We start from the raw sequence: 16040 nt of genomic DNA, 5'->3' as shown, positions 1-16040 counted from the left end.
TTTTTAATAATAAGGATACATAAAAAGATAAACTAACACACCTGTAATGGCAACATACATCCAAATAGGGAAGGTCCATCGGGCAATTTTTTTATGCTTTTCATATTCGCCTGTTAAACCACGGTACATTGTAAATAATACAAGTGGAATGATAATCCCTGATAAAACAATATGCGAAATTAAGATGAAGAAATATATGGGCCTAATAATCCCGTCACCTCCAAAAGGAACTGGATCTATACTGATTTTAGAAAGCACATAGCTTACCAAAAATACGGCTGAAAGCAAAAAAGCGGTGATCATTACATTGCGATGTAACTGTTTTTTTTGTTGCTTAATTAACCTGTAACCTACAAATAGAAGAATGGCAGTTAAGCCATTGATAACCGCATGGAAGAATGGAAATGTGCCAACATCTACACCAAATAAATTAGTGCGTTCAGGCAGAAGCATTAAGATAACAACTACAATAGGGACAAGAATTGATAAAGTTATAATTGTGGGTATTGCTATTTTATCTATTTTAGAGATGGTCTTCATTTTAATAAGAGTTTAATGTCTTCAATTAATATGTCTATTTGCGGATCTTCTTCACCTTCGCCATCAGGAGCGTCATGAGGTACCGAGCCACGATAAAAAACGATTGGATTACCAAATTCATCTTTACGGCATCGGATGTAGCCATCCTGGTCTACTAAAGCGAAATAACCCGAGTGCTCAAAACCGCCTGGTGCGTTTTCATCTTCAGCTGCATAAATATTGAAACCTTTGTTAGCAAGTTGGTAAATATCATTTTGGTTTCCTGTTAGTAAATGCCAATTGGCGTGTTTAATATTATACTCTTCAGCATAATCAGTTAAAACTTCAGGCGTGTCATTTTCAGGATTAATGGTAAACGATGCAATGCCGAAATCTAAATTACCATAAAATTCATTTTGTACTTCAACCAAATTATTAGTCATAATTGGGCAAATGGTTGGGCAAGTTGCAAAAAAGAATTCTACGACATAAACCTTATCATCATAGGTTTGGTTGGAAATTGTATCTTTATTTTGGTTAATAAACTCAAATTGAGGCACCTTTTTCTTTTCTCCATTAATTTCTAGATAGGCGAGTGACTCAGTTGAATTTCTGCTACCAAACTCTTTTACAACCCAAATTCCAAAAATAAGTACGATTAATGAAATACCGACGTATGAATATTTTTTACCCATTATTGACGTTCTGCTTTATATTTTTTTAGTGCTAGTCTGTATTCTGCTAAAATGATTTTGACATCATCATTAAATTTATCACTAATTTCTGCAATGTTACTCATATCATAACCGAACTTAATGCCTTCATCTTCGTCATCACTTCGTCCTCTAAGACTTAAGTTTTTATCTATGATAAACATGAGATTAGTTGCTAAATTTTGGTCAAGGCTCAAATCTGTATTTAAGCTTCTAAACAGCTTTTTAATATTATCAGGTTCAAGGACTATGAATTTCCAATTTTTACTGCTAGAGGTTTTATCGATTTCGGCCTTAAAATCATTAATTTTTTGAACTTGGTCGGGTGTGATGACTGAAACAACCTGAAAGTCTTTAAACTCATGATAACGATCGTATATTTTTTCTTTTACATTGAAGGCATATACTTTTTTTGTATCGAAATCTTTTCCAAAGAATGAAAGTAAGGTAATTTTCTTTTCAAAATCAACAGCCGAGCCTTCAGATAGTTGCTCTAGGGTTGAGATGTTATTTTTTAATTTTGGAAGTTTTGCAAAATTATTAATACCGCTTGAAAAGAAAAGATAAGCCACTAAAGGCAGTATAAAAAGTATAGCTAGTACAAGGCGCTTTTTAGTCATCTCAATTTTTTACAAAACTAAAAAAGGCGGTTGATTAAAACCGCCTTTTGTATTAATTTTTAACCTATAATTTAGAAATCCCAGCTAATATATCCATTGCTATATACATCTTGGATATAATCTCCTTCAATTAATAGAATTGCAACTAAGTAACATATTAGAAAAACCCCAGTCCAAACCACTGTTCTACGTAATCCTGCTGATTCATGTTCCATGTGCATAAACGCCCATGTGATGTAATAGGCTTTGAAAATGGTAAGTATAATGAAAATCCAATTTAGTAGCGATGTGATTGCAAAGTCAGTTTCTACTAAAAATTCAGGTTTGATGATCCCTAAAATAACCTCTACAATAGTTAAGACAGAAAGTATTATGAAGACTTCCCAAATTCTTTTTGTTGCTGATGATTTATTGTGTGTTGTATCTGTTGCCATAATATATGTTTTATACAAGATAGAAGAATGTGAAAACGAAAACCCAAACAAGGTCTACAAAGTGCCAATAAAGACCAACTTTTTCTACCATTTCGTATGAGCCTCTTTTCTCGTAAGTACCTATCAGTACATTAAAAAATATGATGATTAAAATTACGACACCTGAGAAGACGTGAAAACCGTGGAAACCAGTGATAAAGAAAAAGAAATCTGCAAAAAGTTGTGGGCCATATTCATTTCTAGTAAGGTTGGCGCCTTCAACAACTCTAGTTACACGATTATTAAGGTATTTTTCAGCTTCAGTACGATCTAAAATTGTTTTTTCGCCTGCTTCATTTAGTTGCATTGTTCTAATTGAATACTCGCTTTTTTGCATAAAGCCAGCCTTAATTTCCTCTAAAGTCACACTTGGTTGTTCATTACCTGACTGATACCAGATGCCATTATTGGCTTGATGTTCTCGATCTATTTCAGTTAGCGGAACAGCAATATCATTAATTGAAACCCGATGACCATCATTATCGACAAATTGAAGTATATCACCACCTTTTGTTTCTATAGCGCCATATTCACCTTTAATAAAGTTTTTCCATTCCCAAGCTTGTGAACCCAAGAATACAATACCACCTAAAATGGTGAGTGCCATATAGGTAACTACTTTGTTTTTCTTCATGTGATGTCCAGCATCAACTGCAAGTACCATAGTTACAGATGAAAAAATAAGTATGAATGTCATTAAGGCTACATAATACATCGGTGCATCTACACCATGTAAAAATGGGAAGTGATTAAATACTTCGTCGGCAATTGGCCACTCATTAATAAACTTAAATCTTGAAAAACCGTAAGCGGCTAAAAATGCTGAAAAGGTTAGTGCATCTGATGTGATAAAAAACCACATCATTAATTTGCCGTAACTTGCTTTAAGTGGCTTGCTGTCTCCGCCACCCCAAAGTTTACCTTCGGTTCCTGTTTTAGCAACAGTTGTAGACTCCATAAAATTAAATATTAGTTAGTGCAAAAATAGACAAAAAAGTTTTTATTTAAAGAAATATAAAAACAAAAACAAGTAAACCCATAAGGCATCGACAAAATGCCAGAAATTCAAGCCTAGCTCAAGTCCAAGCATATTAGATGCTGTATATTTTTTTCTAAAATGATTATAAATTACAACAAGAAGAACGATTAGTCCGCCGAGAATATGCGCTAAGTGAGCAACAACTAAAACATATACAAAAGACATACGAACATTACTTGCTGCGCCTGTAAAATGATAACCATCTTCTATAATTTGATCAAATCCAGCAAATTGCATGTAAACGAATAGCGCACCTAAAATTAAGGTTACAAGCATTAAACTGTTGGCGAGACTTCGATTATTATTCTTAATTGCAGTTTTAGCAAAATGAAAAGTAAAACTACTGATAATAATAATAATGGTGCTATATAAAAATATTTGCGGTAAGGCATATTCAGACAGCCAATCAGGTCTGCTTTTGCTTACAACATAAGCACTGGTTAGGCCAGCAAATGTCATTGACATGCTGATGATGCCAAACCATAGCATCATTTTTTTGGCTTTAACTTGTTTTTTATTATTTAAATCTCCATCCATGATCGTACATATTTATCGGCAACGTAAACTATTTGAATTAAAGTAATGTAAGTAACGCTCGCTAGCATTAATTGCTTTGAGGCTTTAACTTGTTTGGTCTTATAAAGTTTAATTGCTTTTGAAAGCATATATATTCCTAAAGCAAAAATAATTATTGCAGAAATTGGCGTGATATAAAAATCTCCAGTGATATTTAAGACTGGAATTAAAGAAACAATAATTGTCCAAATGGTATATAAGACTATTTGTACAGCGGTACCTTTATCTCTTTTACCTGTTGGAAGCATAAAAAAACCACCTTTTTTGTAATCATCATAGAGCCACCAGCCTAAGGCCCAAAAGTGAGGGAATTGCCAAAAAAACTGAATCATAAATAAGGTTCCTGGCTCAATGCCAAAGTTTCCACTTGCAGCTACCCAGCCAAGCATAAATGGAATTGCTCCAGGAATAGCGCCTACAAATACAGCTAGAGGCGTTTTAGTTTTAAGCGGTGTATAAAGGCTTGTGTATATAAAAATAGAAATTGCACCAAACATGGCCGTAATTGGATTGATGATGTACAATAAGTAAATACCAATTAAAGTTAAAACTGAAGCAATAATAAATGCATAAGATTTAGACATTCTACCTGCTGGTAATGGTCTCGATTTAGTTCGGTCCATTTTAGCATCTAAGTCTTTTTCGATGATTTGGTTAAATGCATTAGACGCACCAACCATAGCATAGCCACCTAAAGCTAGATAAACAATATGCCACAAATTAATTTGATCAACACCAAGCAAATAGCCAGCAACCGAAGAAAAAACCACACTTACAGCCAATCTAAACTTCGTTATACTTTTGAAGTCAGCTACAAAATTTGGTAAGGATGTGTGTGTGCTAATTGAAGTTGACAATCTTTTAAACTTTTTTGCAAAGATAGTACGAAAATAAGAGATGTATGCCTCAGACGTTCGTTAATATTTACACAGAATTTGAATGCTTTTAACGGTCGTAGTACCAATTGAATAAATCTGTTCTAAAGCCGAAATTTAACCAAGTTGTTGTGTTATCAAAAACTTTTGAAGTGTTTGTACTAGCTTTAAAATCTCTATAAATAAGCGAGGTATATAATTTTAAGTTAGTTTTAGGGTTGAGTAAGTAGCCAACCTCAAGTTCACCAATAAATATATTAACGGTATTGCCTTGACCTATTTTAACATTATTTTCAAAAGCACGGTCACGTTCATTGCCGAAAATACTACCACCAAAATAAGGATCAAAATTATCATTGGTTTCTAGTCCGCGTTTACCAAAAATCAACTTCGAATGACCGTACCATCTATCTTTTCTATACCTAGCAATACCAATTAACTCTCTAAAGTTAGCGCCCCACTGGTGAGCTAAAGATTGGTTGTTGTGACCGTAGTTAAGTACGCCTGTATTATGTGAATAGGTGTAAGGTCTTACTTGATTATACTCTAATTGAAGTGTTAAGTCTTTAACATTAAATGCATCAAAATATTTTACACCAAGTTGGTAGCCAAGCTTGTTTTTCCAGCTTTGCTGGCCACCAAACACAGCATCACTTGCAAACTCATCTATGATTAGCTGTCCGTAAGAATTAATTTGGTCTGTCCACTTATATTTATAACTAAGACCAATCAAAGCATTACCGCCTTCAGAACCTGTAGAAAACTGAATCATTTGGTAAAGTATAACTGGATTCAAGTAGTTAAAGTCAAACCCTCGATTATTATCGTTTTCCCAAATGACCGACTCAAAAAGACCAAGATTTAAGCGTTTAGTAACATTGTAGCTTAAATGGTGAGTTGCCATAAATTTAGTACGATAAGAGCCATTATCATTTACAGCACTTCTAATGTCGCGTAGTGAACGCCAAGTATTGGTGTATTTTAGTTTCCAAACATTAGTTTCAATTTTAAAGTATGGATGAATAGACGCATTGTCACTTATAAATAAAGATCTATATCCATCACCGATAAAGTTTTGACCATGCCCGAGTGTAAATCTGAAATATTGACTAGGCTTGTAGCTGATATAGCCTTCAGCGATTGGGTAGTCATACGCATTTTCACCAAATGTTTTAGCAATACCTCTAGACGGTACTGTTGCAGGGTTGCCATCGTAAGGCCCAATCGATTCTGCATAACGGTTAAAGTAATCTGCAAAACGGCCTTGACTTTCGTAAATAGCTGTAAAAACATTAATTTTTTCACCAAGTTGTCCTTGAATGAAGGCTGCTCGCGTATTATTGTAAGTGTAATTATTATTCGAGTCAAAGTCCTTTCCTAGTTGTAAATCAGCGCCAATGTTAATCGTGAACCAGTAATCGTCTCCTTTAATGGTAACGAGGTCTTCATTAAAGAATTTTTTTCCAAACCAGGTATCTGTCTTAAACCGCAAAGATTCTACATTGTCTTTAAAGTTGTAGTAAGTTTTAACTTCTTCATATGAAAATGGTTTTGAAGCCGTATGACTATTGGTTCCAATCAAATTCATTTGTTTGTCGAAACGATTATAAACTTCATGAGAAAACGGAATGTTTAAGTGACTATCAAATTGTTCATCATTAAACTTTTGATTTTTTAACCGATCGTATTCTAGTTGAAGCGGATTAGTTTTAATCTCGGTTGAAGTTTTGTTAACTGTATTACTTGTTTGAGCTAATTTTAGACTTTCGTTAAGTTCAAAAGGAACTTTGACAGTAATATTAAACCTTACAAACCGAGGCTTTGCATTATAAGTTGCAGGTTGAATTTGTGGTAAATTTGCAAAAGCTTTCTCAAGTTGATTTTTTACTTTAACATTTAAGGTGTTTATAAATATTGGTTTAAATACACCAGCAGTGTCAACTTCAAATAAGAGCTTAGCTTCTACAGCTTGAGTTGAGTCTAAATCTTTCGGGTGCTTATAGTTTTGCTTTAATTTTGAGATGAATGTTTTACTAAAACATTGTTCAGTCGGGTTAGATTCGCATTTTTTGAAAACAGGATAAGTTTCAAGCTTTTTTTGAGCGTTGCTTAGAAAAGTTACATTCAAAGCAAGAATTAAAATAAGTCGATTCAGGTTCATGGAAAGTCAAAATTAGTTGGTAAAGATAACAATTCTACTTATACCAAATATCCCATAAAATAAGATAAATAAATAGTTTCTAATTGCCTTTCTCTTCGTTAAAAAAATGAAACGTAGCTTAGGCTATGATTAATTTTTTTGCCTTGATTAAGACAATTATAATTCAATTTCTTTTTGTCTCATCTTATAGAATATTTGGTATGATTACCAAATTTAAAAACAAAAAAAAGCCTAGGTTTTAGGCCTAGGCTATATTATATAAATAATGGATTAAGACTAATCTCTAACTTGAAAAGTAATCGGTAATGAGTATATAACACCTACTTTTTGACCACGTTGCTCACCTGGTTTCATTTTAGGTAATTTTTTAATTACACGTTCACCTTCACGTTGTAATCTTGGGTGTGGTGCTCTAGCGCCGACTTCAACAATATCACCGTTTTTATTAATTTTAAACTGGACATATACACGATTGATTCCTGATAATCCTAAATCTGAAGCTAAACCTGTATTGAATTCATCATTTACAAACTCCTTGATTTTTTCACTCATACATTTTTTCTTGTCTTTAGCATTTTCACAGCCAGGAAAAATAGGGGCTTGCTCAATTACCATAAAAGACACGTCACCAATCTCTTCTTCAACTTCTTCAATTTCTTCAACTTCAACTACTTCATCTTGGTCTGTATCTGTTGCTTCAATAACAACCTCTTCAACTTCTTCTTCATTATCAACAACCTCGATTACGGGTGGTGCTGGTGGTGGTGGCGGCGGTGGCGGCGGTGGTGGCGCTTGAATTTCAGTGATTGGGACATCTTCTTCTTCAAGCATGTTTAAATCTACCTTGCCAGTGTCAATTTGTTCTTTATCGTATGTTTTCCACTCGATTAAGAACAACGTGATCCCCAGCATAAGTGCTAAACCAATTTGAAAGAAAAGAAAGCTTTTTCTGTTCAAATCTTTTTTAGGATTCTTTTTAGGTTCCATAGTTAATTTTTAGAGGTTACTAAAGTATAAATTTTCAATTTACTAATTAAATTTTAGCCATTTAATTTTTAATTTCTCTAACAAGACTGCAAAGACTATAGCTGCTGTAACACATCCTATAGAATTGGCAAGCATGTCCTTGAGGTCAAAAGTTCTATAACTAGTTATAAGTTCTTGAAGAACTTCAATAACAATGCCAAAAAGTATAATTGAAGCACAAATACTTAAAATAAACTTAATTTTAGTGTTTTTCTTGGCTGAATTTAGGTAAAATAAATTCCAAGCTGCACTTAGTGTGAAATAGGCAATGACATGATAAAACTTATCAGAATTTTCAGCACTAATGCTAGGAATATTATTAATTCTTACCAAAGATAGGATAGCTATTCCTAAACTTATAGTTAAGGCAACAGCTAAACTAATTTTTTTATCCGATATGAGCTTTGTAAGCTTCTGCATCCATTAACTCGTCTAATTGCGATTCATCACTTACTTTTACTTTAATCATCCAACCATCGCCGTAAGGATCTTCGTTAACCTTTTCAGGTTCGTCTTCAAGGCTTTCATTGAATTCGATTATTTCACCATCAACAGGGATAAATAAATCTGATACTGTTTTAACGGCTTCTACAGTTCCAAAGACTTCATCTTTATCTAGAGTTTCATCAACAGTTTCTACTTCAACGTAAACAATATCGCCAAGTTCACTTTGTGCAAAGTCTGTAATGCCAACAGTTATCGTATCACCATCAATTTTGATCCATTCATGGTCTTTCGTATACTTTAAGTCTTCTGGTAAATTCATTTTTTTATCTTTTTTATTTTAATTTTATTTAGTTTCCAAAGTTATATCTAATTGTAAATCCGCTTCTAATGGTTGTTTGCGGGAATATGGTTGAAATCGCATTTTTAGAAAACACATGATCATAAAAGAAAATAGCCGTTAAGTTTTTTGTAAAGGCATAATCTGCCGTAAAGTTAATAGACCAAATGTCTTGACCTGCGGTTATTCTATTATTTTCAATATCTAAAGAACGTATAATTGTTTCATTTCGGCGTAAAGAAACATCGGCTTTTAAATTTAAATCGCTACTTAATATTCTTCTGTTACCTTCAAATTGAGTTACAATTTTTAAATCTTTAATTCTGTAGCCAAGGCCAACGATATATTCTTCACCAAGCATTTCTGTTAATAAGCTATTATTAAAGCTTAAAGATAATGCTCTGTCTTTTTTATATTCGGCTAAAATACTCACCGAATTTTTCATTTCAAAATCTATTTTCAATAATGGTGTAAACTGTTCTATTAAATTAACATTCGCTATGATCAATTCACTGTTAAAATTACCGTTTTGATCTAGGTTAAATTCACTGTAAGGCGATAACCTGTTGTATTGTAAATTACTTTGGAACTGGTTAACTGTAAAACTTGATGAGTAAGCATGCTGAATTGAAAATCGCGTAAAGCGTTCTTTAAACCAGTTAAGACGCATCAAGCCTGTGTATTTCAAATTCCAATTGGGTAAAGGTGTATCTCTGAAGGTTTTTAAGCTCGAGCTTGAAGCATCTTCACCTGTATATGCCGATAAGAATGATGGTAAAAGTACGTCTTGACTATTAGGACCAAATCCAATCGGATAGCCGTTTTCGTCAAGGTTATCTGGATTGTTAATGTTTATGCCTGCTCGTGTAGCAAGTCGATTGGCAATGATTAACCTGTTTTCTTTAAATTGGTCAAAGGTTGAAGAAACATCTCGGCTACTTGGCTGAAATGCTGTCCTAATCATATTGGTAGAAATATTGAAGTTACCAAAGCTATATGGTGTGATAGATTGATATTGAAGGGTGTTTTGGTTAACACGAAAGTTCTCGGTATAGGTTTCTGAATATAAGCGGTTAGCAATTAAGTCGATTGTTAAACCTGGTAAAAGTCTAATACCAGCTTGAATATCAAGTTGTTCGTTTTGAGTTTTCGTATATTCTTCATTAAAGTCTTGATACATGGTCAACCAACCTTTTCTAGCGGCAATTTCACGTACGTCATTTTGACTTCCAAACGTAAAACCAGCCGTTGGCTTAAATGTGCCACCAAAACCGATGCTATTGGTGTAGCCTGGTAAATAAATTCCTTCTGTATTAGCGTAATTAACTTGAATTCTATCTACAGCAGTAACTAAGCCAATTAAGGTATTAAAGGCTTTATCTTTTACACTAAGTTCAGTCGGCAGTTGTTCAGCTTCATTTGTTTTTTTCTTTTGGTTAGCTTGTTGCAGTCGATTATTTCGTCTTCTAACACCTCTTTGATTTTGGGTTTGATTTTGCTGGTCACCTCTGGCTCTTTTTTTCTCCAAACCAAGATAATTATAAAATCTTGACATGGTGAAGGTGGCATTTAAATTATGTGCAGAGGAGTTTTGTACTGAATTCCCTAAATCAGGTATGTTGTCAAGGCCACGCAAAATCTCAGAACCTTTTTGCCACATAAAGTCTCCTGTATAAGAATATTGTGCTCTCACAAAACTTAAAAACGGAAGCTTGTCTAAAGGCAAAGTATAATTGACTTGAAGTTTTTGATAATGCCTATTAGGTGCGCCAAAATTTAAAAAATCGTCCCAAACACCAACTGAATTATCTTGATTATTATTTTCATCAATAAAATTTCTAACAATACGGTTGGTAGAAGAGTTGAAGTTAAAATTTAAATTGTCGGTCAATTTATAGTCAATAGCATATTGCCAGTCGTAAAAGTAGTTGCGTTGATATAATTTAGGCGTGCCGATACTACCTGGTGGAAGATCAATATTTCTGAATTGCAATTCATTGTACTGCCTATTAATGTTAGATGAAGCAGAGATTGAAGTCGGTAATAAGTTAATGTTGAAATCTTTCAACAAACTGAAATAAGGGCTATTGAGTAATTCTATATTTTTAAAAGGTTCAACCTTGAATGGTTCAACTTTATATTCATAGGTTAAACTTACATCAACACTTTGGTCTTTAGATTTTTCAACTTCAAAGTCACGATAGTCTTCTTGATTATAGGTGCCAGAAAATGTAAAATTCTCAATGTCATAAGGCATAGGTGTGCTTTCATCATTGGTTCGGTCTTTTCGTAGGCCAATAAGGCTTACGCTTTGCCTTCTAGTGTAAGTTTCTGCTCGTTCTAATATTTGGTCTTCGGTAGCTTGGTCTTGCGCATTATCTAGCAAAGTTTCAAGTTCTAAATCTAAGTAAACCGGGTCAAACTGAGGTGTAATTAATTCTTCACCACGACTATAAGAAAACGGAATTTTAATACCCCAATTTTCAGGTAGAAGTTGGCCGAAATTTAAGCCTGTAACCACATCATATTGTTTCACATCTTCACGACTACGTTGATTCGGGCCTTGCTCAATACCACCAAAACCAACAGTGCTGCGCCTTCCTGAGGCAGAAATATTGGCAAAATCAGCGAAATTAGTATCCATATTAGCCACGGCTGCCCAGCCGCCTTGATTTTTAAGACCAGAAAGTCTTAATTCGTTGAACCAAACATTACCTGATACATTTTGTCCTGAAGCATTTTTTAACCCCAACATTAAAACTCTGATGTTTCCAAAACTTGGATTACCTTTAATACCAACTCTTAGTTGGCCTGGTGTAATTTCAGATGAAGGTGATAAATCTTCATTAAAAAAGTTTAAGTCAAGATTGCTAAGCGCATCATTTCCTAATACGATAGATTTAATTTCTTGGAGAAGATTAAGCGGTAAGTTTAAATCGTTTTCTTCTGGCCAAACGCCACGCGCTGTAATGTCTGTAGGGTCGCTAACCGTAAGCGGAATTTCAACTTGGTAGAAGTTATTAGTAAAATCAATTCCCATTCTAATAAATGCTACTAGTTGATTGTCCTGCAATTGTGGGTTTGGTGCAGGTAAAGCTTCAGCATGTAAAAAGAGTTCTAAATTTTCATACTGGCGCATGTCAATTTGGTAGTTTTTGAATACTCCACGTGAGTCATTAGATTCTAAATTTTTTACAATTAAAGCTAAGGATTTTTCGTCATCTCTAACGGTTACATTATTATTAACTAGTTGTTCTCTAACTACACCAGGTGGCGTTACATAAGTAGAAGTAATTTCTTCACTTACGGCTTCTACATTAAATTGTGTATTTGAGTTTAATTCAGGATCGCTTCCGTCAGGTACAATTGCTTGGTCATAAGTTAGATAATCGCCTCTAACTAAGTCTAGTGATCCAAATCTTAAAATTGTTTCTTCTTCAAAATCTGTTAAGAACATTCGCATAAATCGAACCGATCGTAAATCTGAAATTCCACCTATAGCAAATTCTTGATTAGTGCGTAATGGCACTCGAAATTGAACCCATCTTGCTGGGATTTGCTGACCATTTGGTAAAGTGGCATTAACTTCTCTTACATCAGTGATGTAGTCTCTATTAATGCCTGCAATATTACTCGTGTTATTTTCTACACTCATGTTGGGAAATAGCGGCACTTCATACTCAAAATAGCTATCTATCGTGTTCATGGTGTTGTCACGATTAACATCTTCAACATCAGGAAAAGCAGAGTTTCCACGATTGTTCTGTGTTACCTCAACAGGGTTGTTGCCTTGTAGGCCATTATATTTTTCATAACGTTCTAAAATGCCACCGTCAGCGTTTAAATAAAAAATAAAGTCGTCTTGTGATGGATCTTCAAAGCCAGCAAATTGAGGGAATTTTTCTGCTTCATCTACATTAGTTAGCCCGTCAAAACCAGCATCTTGATTTACTCTAGCTTGGCCTTCAGAATCAAAAGCATAAACCAAAGACTGGCTACTTGGTACTTTTGCAAAGTTAGTGTTAATCACATTTGAAAAGCCACCATCTTCAGGTAAACCATTTTCGAATTGTTTTCTACCATCTTTTAAAATGTCTTCAGAAATGCTTCCAAAGTTTAAGACCACTTTGCCGCCGTTGTTGTTTGCGTTTTCAGCATAAATGAAGGGATCCATGACCCAAAATTCAACGAATTCTACGTTAGCTCGCTCAAAGTCGGTGGTTTGCAGACCGCGCATAATACCACCAAAATTTTGAGATGGGTCAGGTAATTGTCCGTCGGTTGAAGCCGCTGGATTATAGTTGTACATTCCGCGATCGCTTGGTTTGTAGTGTAAATCAAGCGAGAAAATAGTTTGAATTTGTCCAGGAACTAAATCGGTGTTTGGGAATAATTCATTAATTAAAATACGGCGTGAGTAGTATTGAGACAAATCTTGGTCTGAAATTCCTTCAGGTCTTTGGGAGCTGTAAAAAATAGGATCTATGGTGTACCAATTTAATTTTGCTCTGTAGTTATTGATGCTAATATCATCATTAACATCGTAATTTCCACTGGTATCGTTTGGTCCACGAAAACCAACAGGAACACTAGAAAGCGCCCACGAATCAGGATTTAAAACTGAAATTGATGTTTGTGAACCTTCAAAATCATCTACATAAGTGGTTGCTTCACCACCAAACTCATTTCCTTTAGGGGCGCCAGGTTTTAAGTAAGCAAATTCACCTCTTAAAGAAAAACGGGATTCAACATCAGTATCGGTATTAGGTAATTTATTGACTAGCCTTGTAAAAAAAGGGACTTCAGTATCATATTTAAAGTTGAAGCCGTAGATTGAATTATTGATGGGCTCAGTATTATAATCGGCTTTTTGAGTAATTGGGCGTTCATTTAGATTTAAAAATGTTGCACCAAGTTGAAGGTCTTCGTTGAAGCGATGCTGCACATCAATACCTGTAAAACGTTTGGTTTGTCTGCCAAATAAAGCATTGTTTTCAGTTGAAATATTGATAGGTGTGTTTGAGGCTAGAAGCGCTTCGTCTAAAATGTTGACACGACCAAGCTCATAGTTAACGGTATAATCAACACCTTCTTGGAGTTCGCGGCCACCAGCAGTAACTGTAACAGAACCACGTGGAACATTAAAAGCACCAATGGGTATGCCATCACTACCAGAGGCTTTGTAGCGACCTTTTAACTGAAACTTGTTTTTATCTGCACCTTGTTGTTGTGCTTGTGTCTTTGTAGTTCTGTACAAACTTCTAAAAACGTATTTGGCTTGGTTGCCGTTGTAGGTGTTTAAATCATTATAGTCTTCTGTACCTGTATTTGGTGTATTGTCAAGTTTATTAAAGAGATATTCACCAAAAGGTTCAACCTTTGTAAATTTAATCAAGCCGTTTTGTGGGTCTATTGTAATGCCATTAACAAAGTCGAAAAATCCATCACCACCATTAATAGGGTCATTATTTGCGTTTAATTGGTCAAAATTAAATACCTTCAATAAATTTTGATCTTCTACGTCTAATGGTAAAGTTTCGTTGGCGTTTGGTGCTTGAGTGATAAAGTTTACGGGTTGTGGGTCTGTATATAAAATATTAAATCTAAAGCCATCTTGCTCAAGTTGCGTAGCGCCTAGGCTATAGAAGTTTTTCATCATTAAATCCCAAACAGGTTCGTTAACATTAGTGATGGGACTTTTAAGCATTTTAACCACTAAGTTTTGGCTCTGAGGAATTTGTTCACCTTCTATGTTCGGGTTTTCGGTTGTTTCGGTTGCTTCTGGACCACCATTGGCAAATTCACCGACCCTAAAAACTGAACCATCTGTAGTTTTATATTCGAAAGCAACCCCAAGAATTTCATCATTAGATAAGCGCTGATTTAAACTGATGTAACCTAATTCTGGATATAATGTAAAATCATTTTGTGTTAATTCCCTTGCATTTTCTAGTATAGCATAGTCACGTCCTTCACTTACAAAACTATTAGCTTGACCGAAACCTTGGTTAACGGTGGCAATATCTCTTATGTTTTCTGTTAGTAAAGATGATCCATTATTAATGCCAAGCGGATTAAAATCGTTATTAGCGTTATCTGGTCGTCCGTCAGGATTATTAATAAAGTTTGGTACGGGCGATCCTGTTAAATTACCTTGGTTATCTATAAAAAGACCAATATTTTCTGGTTCAGACTCACCGATATCTTGTATGGCTACAATATTTCTAGCGTTAGAAAAGGTTTGAGAGTTGTTAGTTCGGTTAGTGACCCAAACTTGAATTCTTGTAATTTGGAATTTACTATTGACAAACGGGTAGTTTTCAAGCGCTTCGTTATATTGGTCACGAAAATATTGTGATAGAAAGAAGTGCCTATTCTCATCATAATCTAAAATAAACTTGTCAAAATCACGAACTGTAGCGCCACCTTCTACGTTAACATTCTGCCGCTCTGAATTTAATTCTGAAAATACACCTGTAATGGTTGTTTTTCCAAATTGAAGCTCAGTTTTTACACCAAATAAACTTTGCGCACCTTCAATTAGTGAGCTGTTAATAGGCATGTTTACATTACCAACTTCAATTTTTTGAATAATATCATCTTCGGTAGGCGTATATTCAAGCTTAATTTGATTTTGAAAATCAAAAGTAGATTGCGTATCATATTCAGCATTAACCTTTAAGCGTTTACCAACTGAAGCTTGCATCCCAAAGCTAATACGTTGATCAAAATCGAAAGTTAAGTTGCTTTGGTTTCTTGGTGATATGGCTGGGTTGTCTTGTTTAGAGTATAATATTCCTAAATCTACCGCAACAGAACCTCGTGGGATTACTTCAATTTTGTTGCCCCCAAAAATGGTTTCAAAAAATGAATTGTTGACATAAAATATGGGGATTAAATTTTTTTGTTCTTCGTCATTTTTTCCGTTAGCAGCATCAGATTTTTGTTTAAAATAAGCCTTTAGTTGTTCTTCAAGATAGAGGTCTTCAAATTCTTTGCGCGTTAAAACTAAAGGATACTTTACATTAACATCTCCAACTTTTTCGGTGTAGATGTACTTATCTAAAATGGGGTCATAAGTATATTTTTTCAAAATACTTGATGGGTCTTCCATAAAAATACTACCGAAAGCGTAACCTGTTTTTGTGCTATCTTGACTGTTTTGTGCGCTTACCGTTAAGCTGCAAACAAATAAGCCAAAAAAGAGAAAATAGTGAGATTTAAAGTTGAGAAATTTATTTGGTTTCAAATGAA

General features: G+C 34.4%; 12 protein-coding genes. All 12 read right to left on the bottom strand.

The features are described 5' to 3' along the window. Positions 1-3: 3 nt before the first annotated feature. The gene (locus BUB82_RS08540; RefSeq protein ID WP_073193200.1) at positions 4-540 is read right to left on the bottom strand and encodes a DUF420 domain-containing protein; all 537 of its coding nucleotides are present in this window, start codon (positions 538-540) and stop codon (positions 4-6) included. Continuing rightward, positions 537-1214: an SCO family protein gene (locus BUB82_RS08535; protein ID WP_073193199.1), complete on the bottom strand. Its 678-nt coding sequence runs from the start codon at positions 1212-1214 to the stop codon at positions 537-539. The genes BUB82_RS08540 and BUB82_RS08535 overlap by 4 nt, the downstream gene beginning before the upstream one ends. After that, the gene (locus BUB82_RS08530; protein ID WP_073193198.1) at positions 1214-1852 is read right to left on the bottom strand and encodes a hypothetical protein; all 639 of its coding nucleotides are present in this window, start codon (positions 1850-1852) and stop codon (positions 1214-1216) included. The genes BUB82_RS08535 and BUB82_RS08530 overlap by 1 nt, the downstream gene beginning before the upstream one ends. A gap of 71 nt (positions 1853-1923) precedes the next feature. Further along, positions 1924-2286, bottom strand: a complete 363-nt coding sequence (locus BUB82_RS08525) for a cytochrome C oxidase subunit IV family protein (RefSeq protein ID WP_073193272.1) — start codon at positions 2284-2286, stop codon at positions 1924-1926. A 10-nt stretch (positions 2287-2296) separates the two neighbouring features. Further along, positions 2297-3283 carry a cytochrome c oxidase subunit 3 gene (locus BUB82_RS08520; RefSeq protein WP_073193197.1) on the bottom strand — a complete coding sequence of 329 codons (987 nt, stop codon included), beginning with the start codon at positions 3281-3283 and terminating at the stop codon, positions 2297-2299. A gap of 42 nt (positions 3284-3325) precedes the next feature. Further along, entirely contained in the window at positions 3326-3901 is a 576-nt protein-coding gene (locus tag BUB82_RS08515; RefSeq protein WP_073193196.1) for a cytochrome c oxidase subunit 3, read from the bottom strand. After that, positions 3886-4797, bottom strand: a complete 912-nt coding sequence (gene cyoE, locus BUB82_RS08510; RefSeq protein ID WP_073193195.1) for a heme o synthase — start codon at positions 4795-4797, stop codon at positions 3886-3888. The genes BUB82_RS08515 and cyoE overlap by 16 nt, the downstream gene beginning before the upstream one ends. An 88-nt stretch (positions 4798-4885) precedes the next feature. After that, positions 4886-6943: a gliding motility protein RemB gene (locus tag BUB82_RS08505; RefSeq protein WP_234949777.1), complete on the bottom strand. Its 2058-nt coding sequence runs from the start codon at positions 6941-6943 to the stop codon at positions 4886-4888. Positions 6944-7252: 309 nt separating this feature from the next. Next, on the bottom strand, positions 7253-7963 hold the full coding sequence (locus BUB82_RS08500; RefSeq protein ID WP_073193193.1) for an energy transducer TonB: 711 nt from the start codon (positions 7961-7963) through the stop codon (positions 7253-7255). A gap of 42 nt (positions 7964-8005) precedes the next feature. Then, a complete protein-coding gene (locus BUB82_RS08495; RefSeq protein WP_073193192.1) occupies positions 8006-8422 on the bottom strand; it encodes a VanZ family protein in 417 nt (138 codons plus the stop codon). Then, entirely contained in the window at positions 8391-8768 is a 378-nt protein-coding gene (gene gcvH / locus BUB82_RS08490; protein WP_073193191.1) for a glycine cleavage system protein GcvH, read from the bottom strand. Before gcvH ends, BUB82_RS08495 begins: the two co-directional genes overlap by 32 nt. A gap of 28 nt (positions 8769-8796) precedes the next feature. After that, positions 8797-16035 (bottom strand): T9SS outer membrane translocon Sov/SprA, encoded by a 7239-nt coding sequence (gene sov, locus BUB82_RS08485; RefSeq protein ID WP_234949776.1) that lies wholly within the window; start codon positions 16033-16035, stop codon positions 8797-8799. Positions 16036-16040 lie beyond the last annotated feature (5 nt).

The organism is Psychroflexus salarius, from assembly GCF_900129035.1.
GTDB classification, from domain to species: Bacteria; Bacteroidota; Bacteroidia; order Flavobacteriales; family Flavobacteriaceae; genus Psychroflexus; species Psychroflexus salarius.
Note: the sequence above shows the minus strand (reverse complement) of the source record. Positions and strands in the feature narration are given on the sequence as shown.

Bases quoted from the DNA above. Each gene is read 5' to 3' on its own strand.
- BUB82_RS08520 (WP_073193197.1), bottom strand. From the start codon at position 3,283: ATGGAGTCTACAACTGTTGCTAAAACAGGAACCGAAGGTAAACTTTGG.
- BUB82_RS08525 (WP_073193272.1), bottom strand. From the start codon at position 2,286: ATGGCAACAGATACAACACACAATAAATCATCAGCAACAAAAAGAATT.
- BUB82_RS08500 (WP_073193193.1), bottom strand. From the start codon at position 7,963: ATGGAACCTAAAAAGAATCCTAAAAAAGATTTGAACAGAAAAAGCTTT.
- gcvH (WP_073193191.1), bottom strand. From the start codon at position 8,768: ATGAATTTACCAGAAGACTTAAAGTATACGAAAGACCATGAATGGATC.
- BUB82_RS08535 (WP_073193199.1), bottom strand. From the start codon at position 1,214: ATGGGTAAAAAATATTCATACGTCGGTATTTCATTAATCGTACTTATT.
- BUB82_RS08495 (WP_073193192.1), bottom strand. From the start codon at position 8,422: ATGCAGAAGCTTACAAAGCTCATATCGGATAAAAAAATTAGTTTAGCT.
- BUB82_RS08530 (WP_073193198.1), bottom strand. From the start codon at position 1,852: ATGACTAAAAAGCGCCTTGTACTAGCTATACTTTTTATACTGCCTTTA.
- BUB82_RS08540 (WP_073193200.1), bottom strand. From the start codon at position 540: ATGAAGACCATCTCTAAAATAGATAAAATAGCAATACCCACAATTATA.
- BUB82_RS08515 (WP_073193196.1), bottom strand. From the start codon at position 3,901: ATGGATGGAGATTTAAATAATAAAAAACAAGTTAAAGCCAAAAAAATG.